Source organism: Amycolatopsis sp. NBC_00355 (genome assembly GCF_036104975.1).
Lineage (GTDB): Bacteria > Actinomycetota > Actinomycetes > Mycobacteriales > Pseudonocardiaceae > Amycolatopsis.
This window is the reverse complement of the sequence record NZ_CP107982.1, coordinates 1,774,947-1,801,194: the sequence shown is the minus strand read 5'-3', so window position 1 is coordinate 1,801,194 and position 26,248 is coordinate 1,774,947. Positions and strand designations below refer to the sequence as shown.

26 protein-coding genes are annotated in these 26,248 nt (G+C 72.4%); 15 read left to right on the top strand and 11 right to left on the bottom strand.

Annotated features, from left to right (window positions below; translation table 11 throughout):
- The first annotated feature begins 5 nt into the window (after positions 1 to 5).
- Entirely contained in the window at positions 6 to 215 is a 210-nt protein-coding gene (locus OHS18_RS07240; protein ID WP_328454758.1) for an MbtH family protein, read from the top strand.
- Positions 216 to 272: 57 nt separating this feature from the next.
- Here OHS18_RS07240 and OHS18_RS07235 read toward each other — a convergent pair whose 3' ends face one another.
- Positions 273 to 893 (bottom strand): dihydrofolate reductase family protein, encoded by a 621-nt coding sequence (locus OHS18_RS07235; protein WP_328454760.1) that lies wholly within the window; start codon positions 891 to 893, stop codon positions 273 to 275.
- 95 nt (positions 894 to 988) lie between these two features.
- On the opposite strand from OHS18_RS07235, the gene OHS18_RS07230 reads away from it, so the two are divergent.
- Positions 989 to 1,861, top strand: coding sequence for a LysR family transcriptional regulator (locus tag OHS18_RS07230; protein WP_328616394.1), 873 nt, complete (start codon positions 989 to 991; stop codon positions 1,859 to 1,861).
- 20 nt (positions 1,862 to 1,881) lie between these two features.
- Here the strand turns inward: OHS18_RS07230 and OHS18_RS07225 are convergent, their stop codons facing one another.
- The 3 genes from OHS18_RS07225 to OHS18_RS07215 all read right to left on the bottom strand — a co-directional run bounded on the left by OHS18_RS07225 (position 1,882) and on the right by OHS18_RS07215 (position 6,224).
- Positions 1,882 to 3,633, bottom strand: coding sequence for an ABC transporter ATP-binding protein (locus tag OHS18_RS07225; RefSeq protein WP_328616393.1), 1,752 nt, complete (start codon positions 3,631 to 3,633; stop codon positions 1,882 to 1,884).
- Positions 3,630 to 5,300, bottom strand: coding sequence for an ABC transporter ATP-binding protein (locus OHS18_RS07220; protein ID WP_328454766.1), 1,671 nt, complete (start codon positions 5,298 to 5,300; stop codon positions 3,630 to 3,632). Before OHS18_RS07220 ends, OHS18_RS07225 begins: the two co-directional genes overlap by 4 nt.
- A 78-nt stretch (positions 5,301 to 5,378) precedes the next feature.
- Positions 5,379 to 6,224 carry a hypothetical protein gene (locus OHS18_RS07215; RefSeq protein WP_328454768.1) on the bottom strand — a complete coding sequence of 282 codons (846 nt, stop codon included), beginning with the start codon at positions 6,222 to 6,224 and terminating at the stop codon, positions 5,379 to 5,381.
- 119 nt (positions 6,225 to 6,343) lie between these two features.
- Between OHS18_RS07215 and OHS18_RS07210 the strand changes: the two genes are divergently transcribed.
- The gene (locus tag OHS18_RS07210) at positions 6,344 to 6,856 is read left to right on the top strand and encodes a DinB family protein (RefSeq protein ID WP_328616392.1); all 513 of its coding nucleotides are present in this window, start codon (positions 6,344 to 6,346) and stop codon (positions 6,854 to 6,856) included.
- 455 nt (positions 6,857 to 7,311) lie between these two features.
- Here the strand turns inward: OHS18_RS07210 and OHS18_RS07205 are convergent, their stop codons facing one another.
- Positions 7,312 to 7,545 carry a hypothetical protein gene (locus tag OHS18_RS07205; RefSeq protein ID WP_328616391.1) on the bottom strand — a complete coding sequence of 78 codons (234 nt, stop codon included), beginning with the start codon at positions 7,543 to 7,545 and terminating at the stop codon, positions 7,312 to 7,314.
- Between OHS18_RS07205 and srmL the strand changes: the two genes are divergently transcribed.
- The 6 genes from srmL (at position 7,538) to OHS18_RS07175 (ending at position 13,106) form a co-directional block, all read left to right on the top strand.
- On the top strand, positions 7,538 to 8,506 hold the full coding sequence (gene srmL / locus OHS18_RS07200; RefSeq protein ID WP_328616390.1) for a PheS-related mystery ligase SrmL: 969 nt from the start codon (positions 7,538 to 7,540) through the stop codon (positions 8,504 to 8,506). The genes OHS18_RS07205 and srmL overlap by 8 nt on opposite strands.
- Positions 8,503 to 9,213, top strand: a complete 711-nt coding sequence (locus OHS18_RS07195) for an MBL fold metallo-hydrolase (RefSeq protein WP_328616389.1) — start codon at positions 8,503 to 8,505, stop codon at positions 9,211 to 9,213. Before srmL ends, OHS18_RS07195 begins: the two co-directional genes overlap by 4 nt.
- Before the next feature lie 219 nt (positions 9,214 to 9,432).
- Positions 9,433 to 10,251, top strand: coding sequence for an ABC transporter permease (locus tag OHS18_RS07190; protein WP_328616388.1), 819 nt, complete (start codon positions 9,433 to 9,435; stop codon positions 10,249 to 10,251).
- A complete protein-coding gene (locus tag OHS18_RS07185; RefSeq protein WP_328616387.1) occupies positions 10,236 to 10,955 on the top strand; it encodes an ABC transporter ATP-binding protein in 720 nt (239 codons plus the stop codon). Before OHS18_RS07190 ends, OHS18_RS07185 begins: the two co-directional genes overlap by 16 nt.
- Entirely contained in the window at positions 10,942 to 11,958 is a 1,017-nt protein-coding gene (locus tag OHS18_RS07180) for an ABC transporter substrate-binding protein (protein ID WP_328616386.1), read from the top strand. The genes OHS18_RS07185 and OHS18_RS07180 overlap by 14 nt, the downstream gene beginning before the upstream one ends.
- Positions 11,955 to 13,106 (top strand): LLM class flavin-dependent oxidoreductase, encoded by a 1,152-nt coding sequence (locus tag OHS18_RS07175; RefSeq protein WP_328454781.1) that lies wholly within the window; start codon positions 11,955 to 11,957, stop codon positions 13,104 to 13,106. The genes OHS18_RS07180 and OHS18_RS07175 overlap by 4 nt, the downstream gene beginning before the upstream one ends.
- A gap of 19 nt (positions 13,107 to 13,125) precedes the next feature.
- Here OHS18_RS07175 and OHS18_RS07170 read toward each other — a convergent pair whose 3' ends face one another.
- From OHS18_RS07170 to OHS18_RS07150, 5 genes are all read right to left on the bottom strand, one after another.
- Positions 13,126 to 13,635: a class F sortase gene (locus OHS18_RS07170; RefSeq protein WP_328618489.1), complete on the bottom strand. Its 510-nt coding sequence runs from the start codon at positions 13,633 to 13,635 to the stop codon at positions 13,126 to 13,128.
- 76 nt (positions 13,636 to 13,711) lie between these two features.
- Entirely contained in the window at positions 13,712 to 14,575 is an 864-nt protein-coding gene (locus OHS18_RS07165; RefSeq protein WP_328454785.1) for a DUF4397 domain-containing protein, read from the bottom strand.
- 20 nt (positions 14,576 to 14,595) lie between these two features.
- Positions 14,596 to 16,419, bottom strand: a complete 1,824-nt coding sequence (locus tag OHS18_RS07160) for a glycosyl transferase (protein WP_328616385.1) — start codon at positions 16,417 to 16,419, stop codon at positions 14,596 to 14,598.
- Positions 16,420 to 16,525: 106 nt separating this feature from the next.
- Entirely contained in the window at positions 16,526 to 17,311 is a 786-nt protein-coding gene (locus tag OHS18_RS07155) for an IclR family transcriptional regulator (protein ID WP_328454789.1), read from the bottom strand.
- Between the two features lie 59 nt (positions 17,312 to 17,370).
- Positions 17,371 to 17,967 (bottom strand): TetR/AcrR family transcriptional regulator, encoded by a 597-nt coding sequence (locus OHS18_RS07150; RefSeq protein WP_328616384.1) that lies wholly within the window; start codon positions 17,965 to 17,967, stop codon positions 17,371 to 17,373.
- Positions 17,968 to 18,052: 85 nt separating this feature from the next.
- Between OHS18_RS07150 and OHS18_RS07145 the strand changes: the two genes are divergently transcribed.
- From OHS18_RS07145 to OHS18_RS07120, 6 genes are all read left to right on the top strand, one after another.
- A complete protein-coding gene (locus OHS18_RS07145) occupies positions 18,053 to 19,030 on the top strand; it encodes an oxygenase MpaB family protein (protein ID WP_328616383.1) in 978 nt (325 codons plus the stop codon).
- 8 nt (positions 19,031 to 19,038) lie between these two features.
- Complete coding sequence (locus OHS18_RS07140) at positions 19,039 to 20,064, top strand: LLM class F420-dependent oxidoreductase (protein WP_328616382.1); 1,026 nt, start codon at positions 19,039 to 19,041, stop codon at positions 20,062 to 20,064.
- 119 nt (positions 20,065 to 20,183) lie between these two features.
- Positions 20,184 to 22,184: a neutral/alkaline ceramidase gene (locus OHS18_RS07135; RefSeq protein ID WP_328616381.1), complete on the top strand. Its 2,001-nt coding sequence runs from the start codon at positions 20,184 to 20,186 to the stop codon at positions 22,182 to 22,184.
- A 20-nt stretch (positions 22,185 to 22,204) separates the two neighbouring features.
- The gene (locus tag OHS18_RS07130) at positions 22,205 to 23,155 is read left to right on the top strand and encodes a sphingomyelin phosphodiesterase (RefSeq protein WP_328454799.1); all 951 of its coding nucleotides are present in this window, start codon (positions 22,205 to 22,207) and stop codon (positions 23,153 to 23,155) included.
- Positions 23,156 to 23,187: 32 nt separating this feature from the next.
- Entirely contained in the window at positions 23,188 to 24,501 is a 1,314-nt protein-coding gene (locus OHS18_RS07125; RefSeq protein ID WP_328454801.1) for an MFS transporter, read from the top strand.
- Entirely contained in the window at positions 24,488 to 25,903 is a 1,416-nt protein-coding gene (locus OHS18_RS07120) for a pyridoxal phosphate-dependent decarboxylase family protein (protein WP_328616380.1), read from the top strand. Before OHS18_RS07125 ends, OHS18_RS07120 begins: the two co-directional genes overlap by 14 nt.
- Positions 25,904 to 25,964: 61 nt before the next feature.
- On the opposite strand, the gene OHS18_RS07115 is transcribed toward OHS18_RS07120, so the two are convergent.
- Positions 25,965 to 26,237: a DUF6295 family protein gene (locus tag OHS18_RS07115; protein WP_326949793.1), complete on the bottom strand. Its 273-nt coding sequence runs from the start codon at positions 26,235 to 26,237 to the stop codon at positions 25,965 to 25,967.
- Positions 26,238 to 26,248: the final 11 nt, after the last annotated feature.

Sequence of the window (26,248 nt, the reverse complement as noted above, 5' to 3'; positions counted from 1 at the left end):
GCACCATGACCAACCCGTTCGAAGACCCCGAAGGCACGTACCTGGTCCTCGTGAACGCCGAGAACCAGCACAGCCTGTGGCCCGAGTTCGTCGACGTCCCGGCCGGCTGGACGACCGCGTTCGGCCCCGCGGCCCGCCAGGCCTGCCTGGACCACGTGGAAGCGAACTGGACGGACATGCGCCCGAAGTCCCTGGCCGACGCCATGGACGCTTGACCCTTCCCCGCAACGACACGCCGGGAGCCGCTGGGCTCCCGGCGTGTCGTCTTCCTGTCAGCGCAGCACGCGGTAGGTCAGGTGCGTGACGGAGCCCGCCGCGCGCACTTCCACCTGCTCGAGGTTCAGCGGCGGGACGCCGTCGAACAGCCGGGTGCCGGCGCCGAGCGTGAACGGCGCGACGTGGATCCTCAGCTCGTCGATCAGGCCCGCGGCGAGGTATTGGTTGACGGTGGTCGCGCCACCGTGGATGGAGATGCTCCCGTCCCCGGCCGCTTCGCGGGCGCGCTCGAACGCGGCATCGATGCCGTCGGTGACGAAGTGGAAAGTGGTCCCGCCCGCCATCGGCTGTGGATCGCGCGGGTGGTGCGTGAGCACGAAGACCGGGCCGTGGTACGGCGGGTCGTCACCCCACCAGCCCTGCCACGGCCGGTCCCACTCGCCGCGCACCGGGCCGAACATGTTGCGCCCCATGATGAACGCCTTCGCCGTCAGCATCCTGGCGAACTCGGCCGGGTGCGCTTCGGGACCTTCGGAGAACCAGGCGTGCAGCTTGTCGCCCCAGCCGTCGCCGCCGTCGTCGCCGAACGGGCGCTCCTCGGTCTGGTTGAGCCCGGCCGCGAACCCGTCGACCGAGATCGTGAGGTCGCACGTCACCGTGCCGTCCGCTGTGGTCATCGCTCTCTCTTCCGTTGCGTGAACACCAGCATGGGCGAGCGGACGCATGACGTCCAATGCCAAAATGGGACTGGACTCATTGATATTCTTGATGAATGCTCAACCTGGTCCACCTCAGGGTCCTGGCCGCGGTGGCCCGGCACGAATCGGTCACCGAAGCCGCGCGTGAGCTGCACTATTCGCAGCCATCGGTGAGCCACCACCTGGCCCGGCTGGAGGTGACCACCGGCGTCAAGCTCGTCCAGCGGGTCGGCCGGGGAATCCGGCTGACACCGGAAGGGCGGCTGCTGGCCGACCGGGCCGCTGAGATCGTCGGACGGGTCGAGGCGGCGACCACCGAGCTGGCCGCCCAGGCCGGGCTGCAGGCCGGAAAGGTCCGTCTGGCCGCCAACGCCTCCGCGCTCGGCACCATCGTGCCGGCGGCGGCCGGCTTGCTGGCCCGGGCCCACCCGGGACTCGAGCTGAGCCTCTTCGACCGGCACCCGGTCGAGGCGCGGCAACTGCTGAGGCACGGCGAGATCGACGTCGCCCTCGTCTTCGGCCACGGCGACGTTCCGGTGCCGGAGGAGGGTTTCCGGCTCCGGCACCTCGCTGACGACACGATCCACCTCGTCAGCCGCCACCCCGGCGACAGTCTCGCGAACCACCGCGACTCCGCCTGGATCGGCGGGTGTGACCAGTGCCGAGCCGAGCTGGACGCCGTGTGCCGCCGGGAGGACTTCACCCCGCGGATCGGCTCGTTCAGCGACGACATGGTCGTCGTGCAGTCCCTGGTCGCCGCCGGGATCGGGGTCGCCATCCTGCCTGGCCTCGCGCTGCGGGCGCACCGCCGGGCGGACGTCCACACGACCGAGCTCACCGGGTTCCGCCGCCGGATCCACGCCGCGACCTACGGCGACCCGCCCGACCCGCCGGCCGTCGCCGCTGTCCTGGACGCGCTGACCGAAGCCGCCGTGACAACCGCCTGACAACCGCCTGACGGGCGTCGTCAGGCGCGCTGGCCGGACCAGGCCGCCCAGAGCTTGGCGTACTGGCCGTCCGCGGCGACCAGCTCGTCGTGGGTGCCCGACTCGACGACCGCGCCCGCGTCCAGGACCACGATCCGGTCGGACGCCGCCGCCTGAGTCAGGCGGTGGGCGACGACCAGCGCGGTACGGCCTTCGAGGGCCGCCGCGGCCGCCGACTCCAGGACGCGGGAGCCCGCGCTGCCCGCCTCCGCCGTGGCCTCGTCGAGGATCGCGATCGGCGGGTCGGCCAGCACCAGGCGGACCAGGGCGAGCTGCTGGGCCTGCGTCACCGTCAGCTGGTGGCCGCCTTCGCCGACGACCGTCGCGAGGCCCTCCGGCAGCGCTTCCGCCCAGGACAGCGCCCCGACCTTGGTCAGCGCGGTCCGCAGGTCGTCGTCGGACGCCGACGGCCGCGCCAGGCGCAGGTCCTCGGCCAGCGGCCCGGCGAAGACGTGGACCTCCTGGCTGATCAAGGCCACCGTGCGGCGCGTGGCCTCCGGGCCCAGCTCGTCCAGGGCGACACCGCCGAGCGTGACCGAGCCGGAGCCCGGCCGGTGGATGCCGGCGATCAGCTTGGCCAGCGTCGTCTTCCCGGCGCCGCTCGCGCCGACCAGCGCCACCCGCTCGCCGGGCGCGACGTCCAGGTCGATCCCCCGCAGCACCGGATGACCGTCCACATAGGAGTATCCGATGTCCGACGTCTTCACCGACGCGTCGACCGGGCGCGCCGGCCGCGCGGGCCGGGCCTCGGGCGGCAGGTCGGCGACGCCGATCAGGCGCGCGAGGCTGGCCGCGGCCGCCTGCGCGTCGTCGACCAGGGCCAGGGCGGTGGTGATCGGCCCGAACAGGCTGTGGAAGTACAGAGCCGCGGCCGTCGCGACGCCGACCGTGACCGCGTCCGCCCCGACCAGCAGGAACCCCATCGCCAGGATCGCCGACAGCCCGACGAACTCGGCGAGGTTGAGCCGCGCGTAGAACCGCGTCACCAGGCGGATCCCGCGCAGCGCCAGCTCGACCGCGCTGTCGGAGCGCTTGCGCACCCGCTCGATGTGCGCGTCGCCCATGCTGAACGCGCGGACCGTCTTCGCGCCGCCGATGGTGTCCAGCAACTGCTGCTGTTGCGCGCCGACCGCCTCGCGCTGGCTGGCGTACAACGGCTTCGCGCGCGGCACGTACCAGCGCACCGTCCACAGCTGGATCGGCACGGCGATCAGCGCGGCCAGGAAGAACCGCCAGTCGAGCACGGCCAGCGCGCCGAGGGTGAGCACCACCGTCAGCACCGAACGGCCCAGCTCGGGCAGCGCTTCCCGGACGCCTTCCGCGACCACCGAGACGTCGTTCGTCACGCGCGCGGTGAGGTCGCCGGACCCGGCGCGTTCCAGCTGTTCGAGCGGCAGCCCGAGGGCCCGCTCGACGAAGCGTTCCCGCAGCTCGGCCAGGATCGTCTCGCCGAGGCGGGACACCATCGACACACCGAGCGCGGTCGTGACGGCCTGCGCCAGCGCGACGAGCACCAGCGCGACCACCGGCGTCACGATCTCGCTCGCCGGCTGCTTCGACGCGACGAGGTCGACGACCCGGCCGAGCAGGGGAGCGGTGAGCAGGCCGATCGCGGTGGCCACGACCAGCGTGGTGAACGCGGCCGCGGCGCGGCCCTTGGCCCGGCCGAGCAGCTCGCCGACGACGGCGCGGATGCGCGGGCCGTCGGCCACGGGGAGGAGTTCCCGGGTCATGACAGCACCGCCGCCCGGTAGTCGGCCCGGCCGGCCAGCTCGGCATGACTGCCCTGGCAGGCGATGCGCCCGTCGTCGAGCAGCACGACCCGGTCGGTCGCGGCGAGCAGGGCCGGGCTGGTGGTCACGAGGATGGTCGTGCGGCCGCGCCGCAGCTGCGCCAGGCCCGCGGCGATGCGGGCCTCGGTGACGGTGTCGACGGCGGTCGTCGGGTCGTGCAGCACGAGCACGGGCGCGTCGACGGCCAGCGCTCGCGCGAGGGCGACGCGCTGGCGTTGCCCGCCGGACAGTGATCTCCCGCGTTCGCTGACGGCGGTCGCGACGCCGTCGGGCAGCGCGCTGGCCACCTCGTCGACGGCGGCCGCGGACATCGCCTCGGCCACGCGGAGCCCGGGTGCGACGTTCTCGGCGACGGTGCCCGCGAACAGGTCCGCGTCGTGCGCGGCGACCAGCACGACCTCCCGGACCCGGCTCGGGTCCACAGTGGACAGGTCGACCGAGTCGATCGACACCGAGCCGGTGGCCGGGTCGGCGGCGCGGCCGAGGCAGTCGAGCAGGTCGGTCGCGGCGGCCGGGTCGGTGGCGACCACGCCGAGCAGTTCCCCAGGCCGGGCTTCGAAGTCGACGTCGCGCAGCGCGCCCCGGCTCAGCGCGGACAGCCGCACGTGCCCGGGCGCCGGGACCGGCAGAGTCGCGGTGCCTTCGCCGACCGCGGCCGGCGCGTTGAGCACGTCGGCGATCCGCCCGGCCGACGCGCGGCCCTGGGCGAGTTCGCCGTTGACCCACGAGAAGATCGAGAACGGCGTGATCAGGTACTGGGCGAGCCCGACCGCGGCGACCAGGTCGCCGATGGTGATGTCGCCCGCCGCGGCGAGGTTGCCGCCGACCAGCGCGACCAGCGCGATGAAGATGCCGGTGAGCGCGAGCAGCGCGCCGTTGTGCCAGGCCTGGGCGCGGGCCGCCTTGAGCGTCGCCTTCAGCGAGTCCTGGCTGGTCCGGCGGTAGCGGTCAACGGCCGCGCGCTCGGCGCCGACACCCTTGAGCACACGCAGGCCGGCGACGAGGTCCGTCGCGATCCCGGACGCGAACGCGGACCGCTCCTGCTCGGCTTCGCTGCGGCGCTCGAGGGGCTTCCCGATGAGGTGCGCGAGGTAGAGCATCGGCGGCGTGCCGAGCAGGACCAGCAGGCCGAGCGGGATCGACATGGTGAGCAGCACGACGGCGCTGACCAGCAGCCCGGCCAGCCCGGCGACGCCGAAGGGCAGCACGCCGTTGAGCTGGCCGACGCGCTTCGCGTCCGACGTCCCGATGCTCACCAGTTCACCCGCGAGGTTGCCGGCTTCGGCGCCGCCGCCGGGGTGCAGCACCCGGCGGCCGAGGTCGAGGCGCAGTTCGTGGGCGGCGCGTTCGGCGGCGCGCTCGCCGGAGCGGGCACCGAGCCGGTAGCTCGTCGACAGGCCGGCGAAGAGCACGCCCAGCACCGCCAGCCAGAGGAGCAGGGTCCAGACCGAGCCGCCCGCGACGGCCTGGTCGATCACGACGCCGATCACCACCGGGACCAGCGCCTCACCGCCCTGGTGGCATGCGGTCAGCAGCGACGCGAGCGCCACCGACCTGCGTTGCCCGGCGATCGAACGGCGGAGGACTTCCCGTCCGGTCGTGCTCACCCGCGCCTCCCTGTCCTGTCGTGGGATAGGTAAGGCTAGTCTAAGTAAATCACTTGCGGGGAAACGGTCGCGTTCGTCTCAGTTCGCGGCCGCGACGGGGTCGGTGGCCGGTTCGCCGAACCGGGCCAGCGCGAGCGCGGCGGCCACGGCCAGTACGAACCCGGCGATCGCGATCAAAGCAAACCCGGGCCGGGTGCGGTCGCCGAGCGCGAGCACCCCGACCAGTGACGGGAACACCGTCTCGCCGAGCACCATCATCGCGGTCGACGTCGTGACGCTGCCGCGCTGCAACGCCGTCGCGTAGAACAGCATCGCCATCCCGCCCGCCGCCGCGACGGTGTAGGTCGCCGGGTCGGTGAGCAGGTCGAGCGGCGCGAGGCTGGGGATGATCCGCCCGGCGATCGCGACGACGCCGAAGCACAGCCCGGCGACCAGGCCCAGCGCCGGCGTCCGCACCCGGCGGTTCGCCTTCCCGGCGACGATCCCGGCCCCGGCCAGCACCACGACCGCGCCGATCAGCACCAGCCGGAACCCGAGCCCGACGGGGTCCGAGCCCTCGCTTTCGGCGGCCGCGCCGAGCAGCCCGAGGCCGGCGCACACGACGACGATCGCGCCCCACTCCCGTTTGCCCAGCCGGACGCCGAGGAACCGCGCGGCGACGGCGGTCACGGCGAGGCTGGCGGCGAGCGCGGCCTGCACGACGAACAGCGGCAGCACGTGCAGCGCGACGATCTGCGCGACGAATCCGAGGACGTCCAGCGACAGGCCGACCACGAACTTCCACTGGCCGAGCACGCGGACGAGCAGTTTCGGGTCGACGCCGTCGGCCCCGGTGTCGGTCGCCCGCGCGGCGACCGACTGCATCACCGAAGCGACGCCGTACGCGCACGCGGCGCCCAAGGCGCAGAGGAGTCCCCACCACATGTCGCCCACCCTATGACCGCCGCGGCTCGGGGCGCTGTGCGTGGGGTTCGCCGGATCTCATGATCACGAGTCTGGCACGGCCCCCGGAAAATGTCGGACCCTCGCGCTAGGTTGCGGTCATGTCGAACACGAGTTCGAAAACGTGCCGGTCCTGGCCCGCTCGCCTGGCCTGGGACGAACTGCGCCTGCAGCTGGACTTCCTGCAGTTCCTCCGCGCCACGGCGGTGAACAAGGTCGCCGGGCTGAGCGGCGCGGCCGCCGCGGCGACACCGCTGCCGACGTCACCGCGGATGAGCGCGCTGGGTGTCCTGAAGCACCTGACAGCGGTCGAGCGCTGGTGGCTGGCCATCGAGGCGGGCGGCGCGGACCTGCCGTCGCTGTGGGCGGGCACCCCGGATCCGAGCTGGGACCTGACCGAGGACGACACACCGGCGTCGGTGGTCGCGGCGTACAAGGCGGAGTGGGGCCGGGTGGAGAAGGCGCTGAGCGGCCTCGGCCCCGACGACCGCACGCGGCGGCGGTCGGAGTTCACGGTGCGGTGGGTGCTGGCACACGTCATCCAGGAGACGGCGCGGCACGTGGGGCACCTGGACGTCCTGCGCGAGCTGGCCGATGGCGAGGTGGGCGAGTGAAAGTCGGATGACGTGCGGCGTCGAGCGAGGGTGAAGCGGGCGAGTGGAACCCGGGGCACGGTAGCGGCCGACGAGAGGGAGGTCGGGGAATGAAACCGGCTGACCCGCCGGCGCTGGGCGATGGTGAAGGGCGAGTGGAACCCGGGGCGCGGGACCGTGCCGAGGAGGGGGTGGGCGAGTGAAAATCGGGTGACACGCGGGTTAGCGTGGGTGCGTGGCCGTCGTCGCGGAGTACCGCCGATTTACCGGCCCCCTGGCCCTTCACCGGTGCCAGTGGGGTTTCGGTGCCACGTCCGCGATCGGCCGCGCCTGACGGCTCGGCATGATCAGTGCGGCTTGATCCGTTCGGTGTGCTGAGTGGTCACGGTTGATCGCGCTGCTTGAGCGGATCAGTTGTCCCGTCGCGCCCTTCGGGTGATCGAGGCGAGTTGCGAGCGCGTGGAGATGTGCCGGCCTCACCGGGTGTCCGGGCCAGGGGAGCAGCCGTCACTTGTCGCCCCGCTCATCTCGGAGGTCCCGTCATGCCCACCACTCTCACCCCCGCCCAGCTCACCCGGGACCTCGCCGTCCGGGATCTGACCGATCCGGCCGCCGGGCCGCACGCGATCCAGCTCGTCGTCGACCGCGCCGTCGACGCGCTTGCCGGAGAGAGCGCCGTCCGGCGGTGGCCGGGCGATCGGGGTGGTCACCGTCGCCGACAACTACGACAACCTCGGCTACGACCCGGCCGACGTCAGCCGCGACGCGCGCTACACCCGCTACCTCGACGCGGATCGTATGTTGCGCAGCCACTCCAGTGCTTTGATCCCGGCGGCGTTGCGGGCGCTGGCCGCGAACCCGGCCGGCGACGTCCTGCTCGTCTGCCCGGGTGTCGTCTACCGGCGCGACAGCATCGACCGGCTGCACAGCGGCACGCCGCACCAGCTCGACCTGTGGCGGATCACGCGCCGCCCAATGGGCCGGGCCGACCTCGAAGAACAGGTCGGCGCACTGCTCGGCGCGCTCCTCCCGGGCCGCCGGTGGCGGCTGGACGACCGGCGGCATCCGTACACAGTGGACGGTGCGCAGCTCGACGTCGAGCACGACGGCGCCTGGGTGGAGGTCGCCGAATGCGGACTGGCCGCGCCCGCGGTGCTGGCCCGCGCCGGGCTCGGCGACGGCTGGTCGGGGCTCGCCCTCGGACTGGGCCTCGACCGGATGCTGATGCTGCTCAAGGGCATCCCGGACATCCGGCTGCTGCGCTCGGTCGAACCCGCGGTCGCCGCGCAGCTGCTCGACCTCGAGCCGTACCGCCCGGTGTCGCTGCTGCCGCCGGTCCGCCGCGACCTCTCGATCGCCGTCGGGGCGGACGACCTCGCGGAAGACCTCGGCGACCGCGTCCGCGACGCGCTGGGTCCGGACGCGGACGTCGTCGAGTCGGTCGAGATCCTGCGGGAGACGCCGTGCGCGGACCTGCCACCGCAGGCACTGGCACGCCTGGGTGCCGGCAGAGACCAGAAGAACCTGCTGGTACGGCTGGTACTCCGCCCGATGGGCTCGACGCTTTCGGATGCCGAGGCCAACGTCCTGCGTGACCGCGTCCACGCCGCCCTGCACCGGGGCGGCGTCCACCAGTGGGCCGCGGAGCGACCCCGTAGGGTGGGCCCATGACGGATCGGCTCTACTTCCGGCAGCTCCTGGCCGGCCGCGACTTCGCGGTCGGGGACCCGGTGGCGACGCAGATGGTGAACTTCGCCTACCTGATCGGCGACCGCGAGACCGGCGACGCGGTGATCGTCGACCCGGCCTACGCCGTGCGGGATCTGCTGGACGTGCTCGCGGCGGACGGGATGCGGCTCACCGGGGTGCTCGCCACCCACCACCACCCGGACCACGTCGGCGGCGAGATGATGGGCTTCTCACTGCCCGGGATCGCCGAGCTGCTCGCCGTCGAGCAGGTGCCGATCCACGTCAACGGCGCCGAGACCGAGTGGGTGCGGCGGGTCACCGGCGTGTCGGCGACCGACCTGCGCGCGCACGACCACGACGACGTCCTCGAGGTCGGCTCCATCCCGATCCGGCTGCTGCACACGCCCGGGCACACACCGGGCAGCCAGTGCTTCCTCGTCGAGGACAAGCTCGTCTCCGGTGACACGCTGTTCCTCGAAGGCTGCGGCCGCACCGACTTCCCCGGCGGGGACGCCGAGGAGATCTACCGCAGCCTGCAGGCCCTCGCCGGGCTGGCCGGCGACCCGGTCGTCTACCCGGGCCACCAGTACTCGGCCGAAGCGTCGGCCGCGCTTTCGGACGTCAAGCGCACCAACTTCGTCTACCGGCCGCGCTCGCTCGACGAGTGGAAGGTCATGTTCGGCGGCTGATCGCCGTTCCACCCACTGATACGACCGGATTTCACGGACTGGGAGCCGGTGTCCACGGATTGACTTCACCCGTTCGTGGCTCGAAGCTCGGGACCATGCATCACGGCGCACTCCTCGTCGCCCGCCTGCACGTCGACCTCCGACGGCAGGCGAGCGCGGCGTGTCCGCTCGCCTGATTCCGCGCTGAAGCCCGAACACCGAAGTCCCCGGGAGAAATCCGTGTCGATTTCCACCACGGGCGTGCTGGCGCGCGCCGAACCGGCCGTCGAACGGCCACCCCGCAAGATCCGGCGCCGGATCGACCTGCGCCGGTGGATCAGCCCGGTGGTGCTCGTCGCCGTCTGGCAGATCGCCAGCGGCACCGGCCTGCTGCCGCCCGACAAGCTCAGTTCCCCGTGGACGGTCCTGCAGGCCGGCGTGGAAGTGGCGCGCAGCGGCGAACTCGGCGACGCGTTCGTCGTGTCGCTCGGCCGCGTCGGCGCGGGGTTCGCCATCGGCGCGATCGTCGGGGTCGTCCTCGGCATCGTCTCCGGGCTGTCGCGCTGGGGCGAAGCGCTCGTCGACCCGCCGGTGCAGATGCTGCGCACGCTGCCGTTCCTCGGCCTGATCCCGCTGTTCATCCTGTGGTTCGGCATCGGCGAGGAGACGAAGATCGTGCTGGTCGCGCTCGGCGTGGCCTTCCCGCTCTACCTGAACGTCCACTCGGGAATCCGCGGCGCGGACCCGAACCTCGTGGAAGCCTCGCGGGCGCTCGGGTTCAGCCGCGCGGAACGGCTCTGGCACGTCGTGCTGCCCGGCGCGCTCCCGCAGGCGCTCGTCGGGCTGCGGCAGTCGCTCGGCCTGGCGTGGCTCGCGCTGATCGTCGGCGAAACCGTCAACGCCGACGCCGGTGTCGGCTACCTCATCAACAACGCGCGGGAGTTCCTGCGCACCGACGTCGTGGTCGTCGGCCTCATCCTCTACGCCCTGCTCGGCCTGGTCACCGACGCGCTGGTCCGGCTGCTGGAACGGAAGGTGCTGCGGTGGCGAACCCGGTAGCGGACGTCGCGAACCTGACCAAGCGGTTCGGTGACCGGACCGTCCTCAATGGACTCGACCTGACCATCGGCCGCGGCGAGTTCGTCGCCCTGCTGGGCCGCAGCGGCTCCGGCAAGTCGACGCTGCTGCGGGTGCTGGCGGGCCTCGATGGTGCCGTCGAAGGGCAGGCCGACGTCCACGGCACCGTCTCGGTCGCCTTCCAGCAGCCGCGGCTGCTGCCGTGGCGGAAGGTCTGGCGCAACGTCGTGCTCGGCCTGCGGCAGGACGGCGTCTCGAAGTCGCGCAACCGCGCGCTGGCCGACAAAGCGCTGGCCGAGGTGCACCTCGGTGAGCACGCCGACGACTGGCCGCTGACCCTCTCCGGTGGCGAGGCCCAGCGCGTGTCGCTGGCCCGTGCCCTGGTGCGCGAGCCGGACCTGCTGCTGCTCGACGAGCCCTTCGGCGCCCTCGACGCGCTCACCCGGATCGCCATGCACCGGCTGGTCGAAGACCTCTGGCGCCGGCACCGGCCGGGGGTGCTGCTGGTGACCCACGACGTCGACGAGGCCCTCCTGCTCGCCGACCGGGTCCTGGTCCTGGACAGCGGCCGCATCGTCGCCGAACACCGGCCGGGCGGCTCCCGGCCGCGCAACCCCGCCGACCACATCGACGTCCGCCGCCGCGTGCTGGCGGACCTGGGAGTGACCGAAGATGCGTCTGTATAAGGTAATCGCGGCCGTCGCGGCGGCGCTGGCGGTGGCCGGGTGCGGCTCGGCCACCGGTGCGAACCCCGGACCGGCCGCCGTGCCGCCGCCGGTGAGCGCGGCCGACCTGGCGAAGGTGACGCTCAAGGTGGGCGACCAGAAAGGCGGCGTGAAGTCGCTGCTCACCGCCGCGAAGGGGCTCGACAACCTGCCGTACAAGATCGAGTGGTCGACGTTCACCTCCGGCCCGCCGCTGCTCGAAGCGGCGTCGGCGGGCGCGATCGACATCGGCCGCGTCGGCAACACGCCGCCGATCTTCGCCGCCGCCGCGAAGGCGAAGATCGCCGTCGTGAGCGTCTCGAAGAGCAACGTCGAGCGCGAGGCGATCCTGGTCCCGGACGACTCACCGTTGAAGGACGTCGCGTCCCTGAAGGGCAAGACGGTCGGCGTCGCGAAGGGCAGCTCCGCCCACGGTCAGCTGCTGAACACGCTGCACAACGCCGGACTGTCGACCAAGGACATCAAGGTGACGTTCCTGCAGCCGGCCGAGGCCTACGCCGCGTTCACCCAGCACACGATCGACGCGTGGGCGATCTGGGACCCCTACACCGCGCAGGCCCAGATCGAGGCCAAGGCGCGGGTGCTGGCCGACGGCCGGGGCGCCTCCAACGGCCTGAGCTTCCAGACCGCGAGCACCGCGGCGCTGGCCGACCCCGGCAAGAACTCGGCCATCCGGGACTTCGTGGTCCGCGTGGTCAAGGCGCAGAAGTGGGCCGACGCGCACCGTCCGGAGTGGGCGGCGGCGTGGGCCAAGGAGACCGGGCTGAAGCTCGACGTGGCGCAGAAAGCCGTCGACGCGGGCCGGGACCTGCCGACTCCGCTGGACGACTCGATCGTGCAATCGGAGCAACAGCTCGCGGACGCCTTCACCGACGACAAGACTCTGCCGGGGAAGGTGGACTTCGCCGCGTACGCCGACCGGCGGTTCGGTCCGGACCTGGAGACAGCTAGGAGTATCGGATGAGCATCAGGCTGCACTGGTTCCTGCCCACCAGCGGCGACGGCCGCACGATCGTGGAACGCTTCCACGCCAACCGGTCCGCCGGTCCGGCGGCGCAGCGCGACCCCGATCTCGACTACCTCGCCCAGGTGGCCCGCGCGGCCGAGCGGCAGGGTTTCGAAGGCGTGCTGACGCCGACCGGCACGTGGTGCGAGGACGCCTGGCTCTCCACCGCAGCGCTGATCCGCGAGACGACCAAGCTGAAGTTCCTGGTCGCCTTCCGCCCGGGCGTCATCTCGCCGACGCTGGCCGCGCAGATGGCGGGCACGTTCCAGCGCCTGTCGAACGGCCGGGTGCTGCTGAACATCGTCACCGGCGGCGACGCGGTCGAGCAGCGCCGGTTCGGTGACTGGCACGACCACGACGCCCGGTACGCGCGCACCGACGAGTTCCTGACGATCGTCCGCGGCGTGTGGTCCGGGAAGCCGTTCACCTTCGAAGGCGAGCACCTGAAGGTCGAGGGTGCGACGACTTTGGCCGCGCCGGACCCGGTGCCGCCGATCTACTTCGGCGGCTCGTCCCCGGCCGCGCTGCCGGTCGCCGCGAAGCACGCCGACGTCTACCTGACCTGGGGCGAGCCGCCCGCGCAGGTGGCGGAGAAGATCGCCAAGGTGCGCGCGCTGGCGGGCGACCGGGACGTCCGGTTCGGCGTCCGGCTGCACACGATCTCGCGCGACACGTCGGCCGAGGCGTGGGCGGAGGCGCAGAAGCTGCTCGACGCGCTGAGCCCGGAGCAGGTCGCGAAGGCCCAGGCGCAGCTGGCCGCCAGCGAGTCCGTCGGGCAGCAGCGGATGGTCGCGCTGCACGGCGGCCGCACCGACGGTGGCGTCCGCGGCCTGGAGATCCACCCGAACCTGTGGGCCGGCGTCGGCCTGGTCCGCGGCGGCGCGGGCACCGCGCTGGTCGGGAGCCACAGCGAGGTCGCCGACCTGATCGAGGAGTACCACTCGGTCGGCGTCAGCGAGTTCGTGCTGTCCGGCTACCCGCACCTGGAGGAGGCGTACTGGTTCGGCGACGGCGTCCGGCCGGAGCTGGCCCGGCGCGGCCTGCTGGCCGGCGTCCCGGCGCTGCACCGGCCGTCCCACCCCGAACGCAACGTCGCCGCGCTTTAGGCGCTACCGGAGCCAGCCCCTAGCTCCAGCTGGTCGAGGCGTAGACGACGATGTTGTCGCGGTAGGAGCGTTTGGCCGCGTCGAAACTGCCGCCGCAGGTGATCAGCCGCAGGGCGCTGCCCGGCGCGGGCCCGTAGACCGCGTCGGTGGGGAAGGCGTTCTTCGGGTAGCGCTGGACGCGGTCCACGACGAACCGCGTCTCCTGGCCGTCGGACCGGGTGACGAACACTTCGTCGCCGCCCTTCAGCTCGCGCAGCCGGAAGAACGGCGCCGGGCCGGCCCGCGAGTCGACGTGCGCGGCGATCACCGCGGGGCCGGGGTCGCCCGGCACCGGGCCGGCGGCGTACCAGCCGACGTCCTCGAACTTCGCGGGCGCCTCGAGCTGGTGGTCGGGGCCGAGCCCGAGCGGGACGAGCGCGGGCGCGTCGACGGCGATCGCCGGGATCCGCAAGTGCACCGGATGTACTTCGGCCGCCGTCGGCAGCGGCTGCGGCCCGGCCGCGGCCGCCGGGGTGGAGGACGACGTCACCGTCGGCGGCGGGGTGGCCGGAGCCGCCGTCGAGCAGCCCGCGGCCACCAGCACCGCGACGAGCACTACGCCCAGGTCAGCGCGCACGAGCCGCCCGGCGCCGCCGCAGCACGGGCCACGCCGCGAGCGCGGCCAGGAGTGCCACAGCCGACGCCGCCGGCCAGAACGGCGTGCCGGTCGAGACCGGCGCCGTACCGCCACCGCCGGTCTCGACGCCGAACTTCGGCGGGTCGGGCAGCGACGCGCCGTCGGAGATCGCGTTCGCCTTGAGCGCCCCGCCGTCCTCGGTGACCAGCAGGGTCGTGGACGTCCCGGCCTTCACGTCGACGTCGGCCGTCGACTTCACCGAGCCGCCGCTCAGCTGCAGCGGCCAGCGTCCCTGCGGGACTTCGACGTAGTTCGACGTCATGCCGTACGCCGCGTCCTTGGCGATCGCCATGCCCTGCGGGCCGTCGACACTGACCGGCGCGATGGCCGCGGACCCTTCGACGACGCGGACCCGGCCCTGGCCCGGCCCGGGCGGGGTCAGGTCGTCGGTGACGAGCTGGCCGTGCAGCGTGCCGTCCGGGCCGTTCGCGAAGACCAGCAGGGAGTAGGCGTTGCGCTCGGCGACGTCGATGGTGGCCGACAGCGCGGGCGGGGTGGTCGAGGCGGCGTCGGCCGCGCGCATCGAGAGGGTGTACTTGCCGGGGGCGAGCGACGAGTACGGGGTGACCGCGCCGTAGCCGGCCTTGCGGATGACTACCTTCTCGGCCTGCCCGAACGGCGCGAAGTAGATGTCCACGGGCGGCACCTTCGGGGAGAGGTGCCCGACCCGGATCCAGCCGACACCGGGACCCGGCGTGGTCGCGGCGGCCGACGCGGGCAGGGGCGTCAGCGCGCCGGTCAGCAGGGCCGCGGCGATCAGCCCGGCGGGTCTGAGCAGGAGCCTGGTGCGCATGACGGGACCTTTCGGGGGTTCTAGGGAGAGGAGAACGGGACCAGCAGTCCCGAGGGTGCGAACAACGGGTAGGTGACGAGCACACCGTCGCGGGTCCGGGCGACGGATGCGGGGCGGAACAGGTCGCGCTGGCCGGTGTAGAACGCGGCCACGCCGTCCTCGCCGCCGGTGAACTGCACGCGGCGGCGGGGCTGTCCGGCGGATTCTTCGCCGGGTACTTCGGGGAACGCCGTGATCCGCACCGGCTGCAGGGCGGCCAGCGCGGCGATCGTGGCGATCAGCCGGGGGTCGACGCGGCCCGCGCGCAGTACGGCGGCGGCGTCCTGGCTGAGGGCGATCCGGGTGGACGCGGCCAGCGCGGCCCCGGCGTGGGCCCGGGCCGAGTCCTCGGTCGACGCGCCCGGGTCGGCCGGCGGCAGGTCGAGGCGGGAGACCGTCACGCGCTGGTCGCCGGAGCCGAACAACGCGACCGTCCCGGCGTCGGTCAAGGCGCCGTCGAGGGCGGGGTAGCGCTGCCGGAGGCCGGTGGCGTCCCCGGTGAAGACCGCCCACTCGGCGGTCGGGCAGACGGCCGCGCAGGCGGCGGGCGCGGCCATCATGCCGGTGGGCCAGCCCGCGTTCGCGAACTCGGCCCAGGCTGCGTCGTCGACGAGCAGCCGGGCACCGGAAGCGTTGTCCCGCAACCATCCCTGCGCGTCGGTCAGCGGCCCGCTGCGGTCGGGGGACGGCTTCAGCCCGGTGAACCCGTACGCCCAGCCGACGCCGACCACCAGGACGAAGACGGTGCCGGCGACGACGAGCCCGGTCCGGCCGCCGGCCCGGGCGTGGTGCGCGGCCCGGCGTTGCCGGGTGAGGACCTGGGCGACCCCGGCCACCAGCAGCGGGGTCACCGGCAGCAGGAGCGCGAGCACCGCCGTGTCGGGCACCCCCGGGACGAGCAGCATCCCGACGAGCAGCAGGCCGGACACGGCGAACGGCCGCAGCGCGGCGACCGCGAGCGCGGCGACGAGCGCGAAGCTCGACAGCACCGCCCACGCCGGGTCCAGGGCCACCCAGTCGGCGACGGTCGGGTGCCCCGCGGCGGCGAGATGGGGCCGCAGCACGGCGGCGGCCGGGCCGAACGCGACGCCCAGCCCGAGGTTGAGCAGCACGGCCACCAGCGCGGCCCGGGTCGGCGACCGGCGCACGAGCAGCCAGCCGGCGGCGGGCAGCAGGAACAGCGCCAGGGGAGAGGTGAGCACGGCCGCCAGCAGGCACACCGCGGCCAGGACGTCGTGGCGGACCTTGGCTTCGGGGGTGGTGATCAGCACGAGCGCGCCCAGTGCCCACACGGCCGCCAGGTGCTCGACGACGACCAGCCGCTGCAGCCCCAGCGCCAGGGGTGACACCGCGACCAGCAGCACCGCCGCGGTGGCGGCCCAGCGCGTCAGGCCGAGGCGGCGGGCCAGGAACCAGAGCAGGATCGTGCCGACGACCGCGGCCACGAGCATCGTCTCGCGGACCGCCGCCAGCGCCGTGGCCGAGCGGCCGAACGCGTCGGAGACCATCGTGTAGGCGGACAGCTGCAGCCAGCCGAACCGGCTGAGCCCGGCGCCACCGGCGTCGGTGAAGGGCGTGAGGTGGCCGAGCGCGTAGGCGTGCGCGACGGTCGCCGCTTCGGACGGCAGAGCCGGCGCGGCCGCGGCCAGGTAGAGCACGCGCAGGCCGCCGGCCAGGGCCAGCAACGCGAGCACGATGTCGAGGGACAGCAGGCGGTGCGCGGCCGAGGGGCGCGCGCCGGGCTGCTCGGAGAGGGTCGCGGGGGAGCGGCCCGAGAACGTCGTCCCCCAGCTGTGCTGGGCCATTGGACGGATCGTAGCCGCTGCGGATCACCCGTCCAGCTCGGGAGGGTCACGTCATCCGGACGGCCTAGAGATCGTCTTGATGATCAAAAACCCTTGTGCGGCAGGATTATTTCCGACTGTCCGGAGTGGATCCGGAAAGCGTCCGGGTCAACGCGAGTGCGACCGTGCGGACGGCGGGGGCAACCCGTTCGGTCCGCATCCGGTTGGCCCAGCCCGAAATCGACACGGCCGCCACCGCGACGCCGCGCGCGTCGAGCAGCGGGCTGGCCGCGCACACGACGCCGACCCCCGATTCCTCCCGCTCCAACGCGATCCCGTCTTCGCGGATCCGGGTGAGCTGGCGCCGGAGCAGCCCGGGCGCGGTGATCGTTTTCGGGCTCATCCGGGGTAATCCGGCGTCGATGACCTGACTCACGACGGATTCCGCGGAAAACGCGAGGATCGCCTTGCCGACGCCGGTGGCGTGCGCGGGAAACCGGCCGCCGATGCGCGACGGCAGGGTCGGCGCGTCCGGCCCGCGCAGGACGTCGAGGTAGACGACTTCGGTGCCTTCCAGGATCGCGAGGTGGACGGTGTTGCGCGTCGCCTCGCGCAGATCCGCGAGGTACGGGCGGGCCGCTTCGACGAGTCCTCTGCGGGGTGAAGCCAGTTGGCCGATTTCGAACAGTCGCAGCCCGAGTCGGACGGCGCCGTCTTCGCGCGTCAGCAGACCGGTCTCGGCGAGGTGGCCGACGAGCCGGTGCACGGTCGTCTTCGCCAGCCCGGTCCGGCGGGCCAGCTCGGACACGCCGAGTGACTCGTCGCCCGGCCGGAAGGCCTCGAGGAGCGCGGCGAGGCGGGCCGCGACGAGACCGTCGCCGCTCGCGCCGTCGTTCCGCCCAGCGGTACGCATGGGTTGAGTGTGCCCGATCTTCGCGGGACTGTCAGCCGGCGGAGGTGAGGCCGGTGGCGTCAGCGGGCCAGGTCGTCGGCGCCGAGCACGAGTTTCACGCAGTGGGCGACGAGCCGCTCGCGCGAGACCTTCAGCGAGCCGTCGAGGTAGGCGATGAAGACGTTGCTCAGCGCGCCCACCAGCCCGACGGCGACCAGCTGCCGTTCGGTCTCGTCGCCGCGGGAGAGCTGTTCGCCGACGACGGCGGCGAACACCGGCAGCAGGTGCAGGCCGCGCCGGGTGAGCGCGGGGTCGGTCAGCGGGGCGAGCAGCAGGATCCGGCCCTTGCGGGGGTCGTCGACGATCAGCTCGACGAACGCGCGCACGGCGTTCTCGGCCCGCAGCGTCGGGTTCGGCGCGTCCCGCACGGCGTCGACGAGGGCCTGGCGCGCCTGTTCGCCGACGTGCTCGTAGACCGCCGCGACGAGCTCCTCGCGGTCGGCGAAGCTCTCGTAGAAGTAGCGCTCGGTGAGCTTCGCGCGCCGGCAGACCGCGCGCACGCTGGTGGCGGCCGAGCCTTCGGTGCCCAGCAGCGCGAGGCCCGCGGCGACGAGCTGCTCGCGCCGGAGCGCCTTCCGGTCGTCCAGTGTCGTGCCCGCCCAGGTCCGGCCCGGCATACCCGCTCCTCGGTTGACTACATCTGTTGTCAGATCCTAGCCTGACAACAGCCGTAGTCAGTTGAGACTCGACGAGGAGCCGCCGATGCCTAAACGCTTTGAGGGGGTCCGGGTGGCGAAGCCCCCGGCTCGGGGCGGAGCCCCGAATGTCACAGAGCCGCTGGGCCCCGACTCGCTGACCTGGAAGTACTTCGGCGACTGGCGTGGCCTGCTGATCGCGCTGTGGGCCGGGTCGATGCAGAACATGCACCCGGGCCTGGGCGCGGGCGTCGAGCAGCACTCGCGGTTCTTCGAGGAGCGCTGGCAGCGCCTCTTCCGCTCGCTCTACCCGATCGGCGGGGTCGTCTACGACGGCCCGCGCGCGCACCGGACCGCGCTGGAGGTCCGCGGCTACCACGACCGGATCAAGGGGATCGACGCGCGCGGCCGCCGGTACCATGCGCTCGACCCCGACACCTACTACTGGGCGCACTCGACGTTCTTCGTCAGCACGATCCTCATCGCCGACCACTTCATGGGCGGCATCGGCGAGGCGGAGAAGCGGCGGCTGTTCGACGAGCACGTCACCTGGTGGCGGATGTACGACATGAGCATGCGGCCGGTGCCGGAGAGCTGGGAGGACTTCCAGCGCTACTGGAAGCACATGTGCACCGAGGTCCTGGAGGACAACAAGGCCACCCGGGACGTCCTCGACCTCGCCGGAATCGCGAAGCCGCCGTTCCTGCCCTGGCTGCCGGACGCGCTCTGGCGGCCGGTGAGCGTGCTGGTCGCGCGCACCTTCGCCTGGCTGACGACCGGGCTGTACGACCGCGAGATCCGCGACCTGCTCGGCCTGCGCTGGTCCGACCGCGACGCGCGCCGCCACCGTCGGGTGGGGAAGCTGATCAACGCCGTGTTCCAGCTCGTCCCGCACGACCGCCGCTACCACCCGCGGGCCCGGGCCGGCTGGCGCCGCGTCCGCGGCGAGGTGGCTCCGGACGCCGCCGTGGTCGAGACTCCACCCAGGAACCTGCCGCCGCTGTCCGAGCGTGGCAAACCGGAGCACTACGCGCCGAACATCTAGGAGGATTCGTGAAGCTGGGATTCCACGTCGGGTACTGGGGCAGCGGGCCGACCCCGGGTGCGCTGGAGGCGGTCCTCAAGGCCGAGGAGCTCGGCTTCGACTCGGTGTGGACGGCGGAGGCCTACGGCTCGGACGCGTTCACGCCGCTGGCCTGGTGGGGCTCGTCCACGAGCCGGATCCGACTCGGCACCAACATCGTCCAGATGGCCGCGCGCACGCCGACCGCGACGGCGATGAGCGCGCTGACCCTGGACCACCTGTCGGGCGGCCGGTTCGTGCTCGGGCTCGGCGCGTCCGGTCCGCAGGTCGTCGAAGGCTGGTACGGCCAGCCGTACCCGAAACCCCTCGCGCGGACCCGGGAGTACGTCGACATCGTGCGGCAGGTGCTGGCCCGCGAGGCGCCGGTGACGCTGGACGGGCAGCACTTCCAGCTCCCGCTGAAGGGCGGGGCCGGGCTGGGCAAGCCGCTCAAGCCGACGGTGCACCCGCTGCGGGCCGACGTCCCCATCCACCTCGCCGCGGAGGGCCCGAAGAACGTCGCCCTCGCCGCCGAGATCTGCGACGGCTGGCTCCCGCTGTTCTTTTCGCCCAAGAGCAACGACTTCTACAAGGCGGCACTCGAAGAGGGCTTCGCGCGACCGGGCGCGCGGCGCACACTGGAGACGTTCGAGGTGCCCGCGTCGGTCCCGGTGATCGTCCACGACGACGTCGAGGAGGCGGCGAGCTGGATCAAGCCTTCGCTGGCGCTCTACATCGGCGGCATGGGCGCGAAGAGCGTGAACTTCCACCACGACGTCTTCGCGCGGCTGGGCTACGAGGACGTTGCGGACAAGGTCCAGGAGCTGTACCTCGCGGGCCGCAAGGAAGAAGCCGTCGCCGCGATCCCGACGTCGCTCGTCGAGGACACCTCCCTGGTCGGCCCGCCGGCGAAGATCCGCGAAGAACTGAAGGCGTGGGAGGACACCGTGGTCACCCAGCTGCTGCTGCGCGGGGACGCGGCGACCCTGGAGAAGATCGCCGAAGCCCTGGGCTGACCTGCGAATCGACGGCGCCCGGGCGGCTTGACGGCACTTTTGTCGGGTTGCCCGGGTGGCCGGGGTCACGTACGGTCCGCAACTAACGCGAAAGTCGTTCACGTTAGTCGGGAGACCGTATGCGGGTGAGTCGTCGTCACGTCCTGGCCGGAGCAGCTGCCCTGCCCTTCGCCGCCGCCGTGGCCAGACCCGCCGCGGCCGCCGAGACCGCGCTCCGGGTCGGCGTCGGGATCGGCGACGTCACCGGGCCCGCCGCCGAGAACGGCATGATGGGCTACTCGATGCCGCAGCAGCAGACGGCCGGCATCCACCTGCGGACCCGGGCCCGCGCGTACATCGTGGACGACGGGACCAGGCGGATCGTCTTCGTCACCGCCGAACTCGGCGCGTTGTTCCAGTCGGTCCACCAGGGCGTCCTGCGTGAACTCGCACGGAAGTACGGGAACACCTACACCGAACAGAACGTGCTGCTCAACGCCACCCACACGCACTCCGCGTGCGGCGGCGACTCGCACTACGCCGCCTACGACCTGTCGATCCTCGGGTTCCAGCAGCAGACCTACGACGCCGTCGTCGCCGGGATCGTCGAGGCCGTCGGCCACGCCCACGACAACCTGAAGCCGGGTGAACTCAGTCTCGGCCGCACCGAGCTGACCGAGGCCAGCGCGAACCGCTCGCGCGTCGCCTTCGAGCTCAACCCGGACAAGGGCCACTTCCCGCTCTCGATCGACCCGGCCGTCACCGTGCTGCGGTTCCGCCAAAGCGGCAAGGACGTCGGCGCGATCACCTGGTTCGCCACGCACGGCACGTCGATGAGCAACGGCAACCACCTCATCAGCAGCGACAACAAGGGATACGCCGCCTACACGTGGGAGCACGACCACGCCGGCGTCCGCTACCTCGACGGCCCGCCCGGGTTCGTCGCCGCGTTCGCCCAGACCAACTCCGGCGACATGACGCCGAACCTCAACCTCCAGCCGGGCACGCCCGAGACGGAGTTCCAGAACACCCAGCGCATCGGCGAACTCCAGTTCCAGGCGGCGAAACGCGCGTTCGACGCGGCGAACGAGTCCGTGACCGGCGGCGTCGACCACCGGATGACCTACGTGGACATGTCCGCCGTCGACGTCGACCCGAAGTTCACCCCGGACGGCCGTCCACACCGGACTTGCACCGCGGCCATCGGCGTCTCGATGCTGGCCGGCAGCACCGAAGACGGGCCGGGCCTGCCGCTGCCCGAAGGCGTCAAGAACCCGTTCATCGACTGGCTCGGCGGCATCGACGCGCCGATCCCGCAGGCCCTCGCGGACGCGCAGGCGCCGAAGGTCGTCGCGGTGCCGTTCGGCGCGATGAAGCCGTATCCGTGGGCGCCCGAGGTGCTGCCGCTGCAGATCGTCCGGATCGGGCCGCTGCACCTGGTCGCCGGGCCCGCCGAGTACACGATCGTCGCCGGGCTGCGGATCCGGCAGACCGTCGCCGCGGAACTCGGCGTCCCGCTGGAGAACGTCCTCATGCAGGGCTACTCCAACGCCTACAGCCAATACGTGACGACGCCGGAGGAGTACGACTCACAGCAGTACGAAGGCGCGTCGACCCTCTTCGGCCGCAACACGCTCCCCGCCTACCAGCAGGAGTTCGGCAAGCTCGCCGCCGCGATGAAGGCCGGCGCTCCGGTCCCGCACGGGCCGGTCCCGCGCGACCTGCGCGGCAAACTGGTCAACTTCCAGCCCGGCGTCGTCTTCGACAGCGCGCCGCTGCTGAAGAGCTTCGGCGACATCGTCACCGACGCGAAGAGCAGCTACCGGCGCGGCGAGGAGGTGTCGGTCGCGTTCGTGACCGGCCACCCGAAGAACGACCTGCGCCGCGACGGCACCTTCCTGGAGATCCAGCAGTACCTGGACGGCCGCTGGGTCCGCTACGCCGACGACGGCGACTGGGCCACGAAGTTCCGCTGGACCCGGACGTTCGTGTCCGAGTCACGCGCCGAGGTCACCTGGGACATCCCGGCGAACACGCCGGTCGGGAAGTTCCGCGTCGTCCACTTCGGAGCGTGGAAGCACGGCCTGACCGGCGCCATCGCCCAGCTCAGCGGGACCTCCCGCGCCTTCGTCGTCTCCTGAACCTCCGGAAAGGACCCAGCGTGCGCAGGACCGCCATTCTCGCCGCCGTCGTCACGACCGCACTCGCTCTCCTCACCGCGCCCGCTCACGCCGCGCCCGCGAGCGTGTCCGTCCTGAGCTTCAACCTGTGGCAGCTGCCGTGGATCGCCAACCCGAACACGTCGGACAAACAAGCGCGGGCCGAAGCCGCCGAGCGCGTCATCCGGGCCCGGGCCGCGGACGTCGTCGTGCTCGAAGAGGCCTTCAGCGCCCAGGCCGAAAGCCTGCGCGACCGGCTCGTCGACGCTTATCCGTTCCAGACGCCGCTGGTCGGGCAGTCCTGCTCGACGTCGCCGGGCTGGACGTCGGTGAGCGGCAACTGCTCGAACTCGCCGATCGTCGTCAACGGCGGCGTCACGGTGCTGAGCAGGTACCCGATCACCGAGAAGCACCAGCTCGTCTACCGCAGCTCCTACTCCGGCACCGCCGACTACCTGGCCAACAAGGGCGCGGCGCTGGTCCGGATCTTCGCCCACGGCAAGGCGCTCTGGCTGGCCGGCACGCACCTGCAGGCCGACGAGGCTCCCGACACCCTGCCGAAGGCGCACCAGATCCGGATGGCGCAGCTCGGCGAACTGCGCGACCTCGCCGCCGCACACGCCCCGGCCGCGGACCCGGTGGCCATCGCCGGCGACCTCAACATCGAGTACTGGGCCGGGCAGGGCCGCCGTGACACCCTGGGCCGCTCCCAGTCCGAGCAAGGCGAGGCCGTGCTCGGCGGGACGCTGCGGACGGCCGGCGCGGGGGAGTACAGCTTCGACGCCGTCACCAACCCGGACGCGGCGAAGTCCGTCCCGGCGACCTACCGCGATTCGCTGGACTACGTCGGCTCGCTGCGACGCGCCGAGGTCGGCCCGGTACAGCTGGTGCATTACGACGGTGGCACGATTCCCTCCGACCACTACCCGGTGCTGGCCGAGATCCACTACTGATCGCCTCATCGGATTTCTCTTCGAGGAGGACCATGACGACGCTGTCCGGCCGGACGCGGTTCAGGTATTCGCTCGGCTCGTTCGTCACCGGGTCCTTCGGCACGGTCCCCGGCCTGATCCTGGTCAAGTACCTCACCGACACGATGGCCGTGCCCGCCGCGGCGGCGGGCGTCATCGTGTTCGTCCCGAAGGCCTGGGACGTGCTGTTCAACCCGATCGCCGGGCGGATGTCCGACGCGAACCTGCTGAAGACCGGCAGCCGGCGCCGGTTCCTGCTGATCGGCGGCATCGGCGTCTCGATCCTCTTCGCTCTGATGTTCGCCCACCCGGGCTTCGGTTCGCCGTTGCCGGACGCGCTGTACGTGGCGATCCTGTTCACCGCCTGCGCGACCGCGTACGCGGTGTTCCAGGTGCCGTTCAACGCGCTGCCGGCCGAGCTGACCGAGTCCGCCGACGAGCGGACGAAGCTCACCAGCGTGCGCATCGGCGTCCTGGCCGTGACGATCCTGATCTGCGGCGGCGGCGCCCCGGCGATCACCTCCGGCATCGGCGGGGTCGCCGGCTACCGCGTGATGGCCATCGTGATCGGGCTGATCGTGCTGGCCGCGACGCTGCTGGTGTACTTCGGGCTCAAGGACGCGCCGGTCGGGTCCCTGCGGCCGAACACGGTCAGCTTCAAGGACCTCTCGCGGACCATCGCGCGGTGGCGCCCGTTCCGCTGGCTGCTCGGCACGTACTTCATCCAGGCCCTCGGGATCGGCACGGTCCTGGCGGCCATCCCGTTCTTCGCCCAGCGCATCCTGGGCAGCGAGGGTTACGGCACGGTGATCTTCGTGATCTTCGTCGGCCCGGCGCTGCTGACGATGCCGCTGTGGCCGCGCCTGGGCGCCCGCGTCGGCAAGCTCAACGGCTTCCGCATCGCGACGGCGGCGTTCGCGATCGGCCTGCTGGGCCTGATCCTCGCCCAGTCGCTGCCGCTCGTGATCATCCTCGTGTTCGTCGCGCTCTGCGGCGTCGGCTACGCGGGGATCTCGGTGTTCCCGCTGGCCATCCTGCCGGACCTGATCACCGCCGAGGAGGAACGCACCGGCGAGACCCGCGCGGGGATCGCGGCCGGCGTGTGGACCGCGGGCGAGACGCTCGGCCTCGCGCTGGGCGCCGGGCTGTGGAGCGCGATCCTGGCGTTCGGCGGGTACGTGTCGAGCACCGACGCGACGACCGACCAGCCGCACAGCGCGATCGTCGCGATCCTGCTCGGCTCGTCGATCATCCCGGGCGTGCTGATCGCGCTGGCCCTGCCGCTGCTGCGGCGCTCGGTACTGGAGCCGCGCCATGAACCCGCCTGAGGACGTCCTCGCGTCGCTGCGGGAGCTGCGCGCGGGTGACCTCCCGACGCACGGCGGCCGCACGCTGGCCTACGTCTACGACAGCGGTCTGTCCGAAGTGGACTCCCTGGGGGCCGCCGCGCACGCGCTGGCGTCGTCGGCCAACGGCCTCGACCCGACGGCGTTCCCCAGCCTGCTGCGGATGGAGAACGACCTCGTCGCGGCGGCGTCCCGGCTGCTCGGCGACGTCCCGGGTGTAGTCGGTTCGGTGACGTCAGGCGGCACGGAGTCGTGTCTGCTCTCGGTGCTGGCCGCGCGCGACGCGCACCCGGAGATCGCCGCGCCGTCGATCGTGCTGCCGACCACCGCGCACGCGGCGTTCCACAAGGCCGCGCACCTGTTCGGGCTGCGCCGGATCGACGTCCCGGTCGACCCGGTGACGTTCCGCGCGGACCCGGCCGCGATGGCCGCGGCGATCGACGACTCGACGGTCCTGGTGGTGGCGAGCGCGCCGTCGTACGCGCACGGCGTCCTCGACCCGATCCCCGAGATCGCGGCGGCCGCTCTTGAGCGTGGCGTCCGGATGCACGTCGACGCCTGCATCGGCGGCTGGGTGCTGCCGTACTTCGCCCGCCTCGGTGCCGACGTCCCGCCGTTCGACTTCCGCGTCCCCGGGGTCACGAGTATTTCGGTGGACCTGCACAAGTACGCGTACTGCCCGAAGGGGACGTCGGTGCTGCTGCACGCGTCGGCGGAGTTGCGCCGGACGCACTACTTCGCGAGCGCGGGTTGGCCGGGCTACACGATGCTGAACACGACGATCCAGAGCACCCGCTCCGGCGGCCCGCTGGCGGCGGCGTGGGCGGTGGTCCGCCACCTCGGCGAAGACGGCTACCTGAGCCTGGCTTCCTCGACCCGCGAAGCCGTTTCGCGGATCAGGGCCGGTGTCGCCGAAATCGAGGGCCTGCGGATCCTCGGTGACCCGGTGTCGACGCTGATCGCGTTCACCGGCGACGACGGTTTCGACCTGTTCACGGTGGCCGACGAGATGAAGACCCGCGGCTGGTACGTCCAGCCGCAGTTCGCGCACCTGACGTCCCCGGCGAACCTGCACCTCACGGTCACGGCGGCGAACCACGGCAGCGAAAAGGAATTCCTCACGGACCTCGCGGCGTCGGTGGACGCGGCCCGCGCGTCAGGCCCGGTGGTGATCGACCCGGCGGTGGCGGAGTTCGTCGCGGCCCTCGACCCGGCAACCTTGACGTCGGAACAGTTCGCAGGCCTGCTGGCGGCAGCGGGCCTAGGCGGCGCCTCAGGCCTCCCGGACCGCATGGCGCCGATCAACGCGCTCCTCGCGACGGCACCCGCCCCGCTACGTGAGCGCCTCCTCCTGGAGTTCCTGGGCGCCCTCTACACGCCGTGAAAGCCGTGAAGGCCTCCTTCCCGGCCATAAGAGCCGGTAAGGAGGCCTTCACGGCTTTGGGCTACTGGTTGCGGGAGGCCAGGCCGGCGGGGGCCGATTTGACCGCGGCGACGATGGCGTCGGCCAGGGCCAGGGCGTCTTCTTCCGTCAGTTCCAGGGCGACGCGGGCCGAGGCGCCCAGGTCCGGGTTGCGGAAGTCGATGTTGACCGTGTGCGCGTACGGCGCGTGGACCGGGTGGTCGACGTAGACCGTGCCCTCGTTCAGGCGGAACCAGCCGCGGGCGCCCTTGCCGCTGCCTTCGAGGGCGAACTTCTCGGTGAGGTAGGTGCACATGGCGGGTCCTC

Bases quoted from the DNA above. Each gene is read 5' to 3' on its own strand.
- OHS18_RS07240 (WP_328454758.1), top strand. From the start codon at position 6: ATGACCAACCCGTTCGAAGACCCCGAAGGCACGTACCTGGTCCTCGTG.
- OHS18_RS07235 (WP_328454760.1), bottom strand. From the start codon at position 893: ATGACCACAGCGGACGGCACGGTGACGTGCGACCTCACGATCTCGGTC.
- OHS18_RS07230 (WP_328616394.1), top strand. From the start codon at position 989: ATGCTCAACCTGGTCCACCTCAGGGTCCTGGCCGCGGTGGCCCGGCAC.
- OHS18_RS07225 (WP_328616393.1), bottom strand. From the start codon at position 3,633: ATGACCCGGGAACTCCTCCCCGTGGCCGACGGCCCGCGCATCCGCGCC.
- OHS18_RS07215 (WP_328454768.1), bottom strand. From the start codon at position 6,224: ATGTGGTGGGGACTCCTCTGCGCCTTGGGCGCCGCGTGCGCGTACGGC.
- OHS18_RS07210 (WP_328616392.1), top strand. From the start codon at position 6,344: ATGTCGAACACGAGTTCGAAAACGTGCCGGTCCTGGCCCGCTCGCCTG.
- OHS18_RS07195 (WP_328616389.1), top strand. From the start codon at position 8,503: ATGACGGATCGGCTCTACTTCCGGCAGCTCCTGGCCGGCCGCGACTTC.
- OHS18_RS07180 (WP_328616386.1), top strand. From the start codon at position 10,942: ATGCGTCTGTATAAGGTAATCGCGGCCGTCGCGGCGGCGCTGGCGGTG.
- OHS18_RS07175 (WP_328454781.1), top strand. From the start codon at position 11,955: ATGAGCATCAGGCTGCACTGGTTCCTGCCCACCAGCGGCGACGGCCGC.
- OHS18_RS07165 (WP_328454785.1), bottom strand. From the start codon at position 14,575: ATGCGCACCAGGCTCCTGCTCAGACCCGCCGGGCTGATCGCCGCGGCC.
- OHS18_RS07160 (WP_328616385.1), bottom strand. From the start codon at position 16,419: ATGGCCCAGCACAGCTGGGGGACGACGTTCTCGGGCCGCTCCCCCGCG.
- OHS18_RS07155 (WP_328454789.1), bottom strand. From the start codon at position 17,311: ATGCGTACCGCTGGGCGGAACGACGGCGCGAGCGGCGACGGTCTCGTC.
- OHS18_RS07150 (WP_328616384.1), bottom strand. From the start codon at position 17,967: ATGCCGGGCCGGACCTGGGCGGGCACGACACTGGACGACCGGAAGGCG.
- OHS18_RS07145 (WP_328616383.1), top strand. From the start codon at position 18,053: ATGCCTAAACGCTTTGAGGGGGTCCGGGTGGCGAAGCCCCCGGCTCGG.
- OHS18_RS07135 (WP_328616381.1), top strand. From the start codon at position 20,184: ATGCGGGTGAGTCGTCGTCACGTCCTGGCCGGAGCAGCTGCCCTGCCC.
- OHS18_RS07125 (WP_328454801.1), top strand. From the start codon at position 23,188: ATGACGACGCTGTCCGGCCGGACGCGGTTCAGGTATTCGCTCGGCTCG.
- OHS18_RS07120 (WP_328616380.1), top strand. From the start codon at position 24,488: ATGAACCCGCCTGAGGACGTCCTCGCGTCGCTGCGGGAGCTGCGCGCG.
- OHS18_RS07115 (WP_326949793.1), bottom strand. From the start codon at position 26,237: ATGTGCACCTACCTCACCGAGAAGTTCGCCCTCGAAGGCAGCGGCAAG.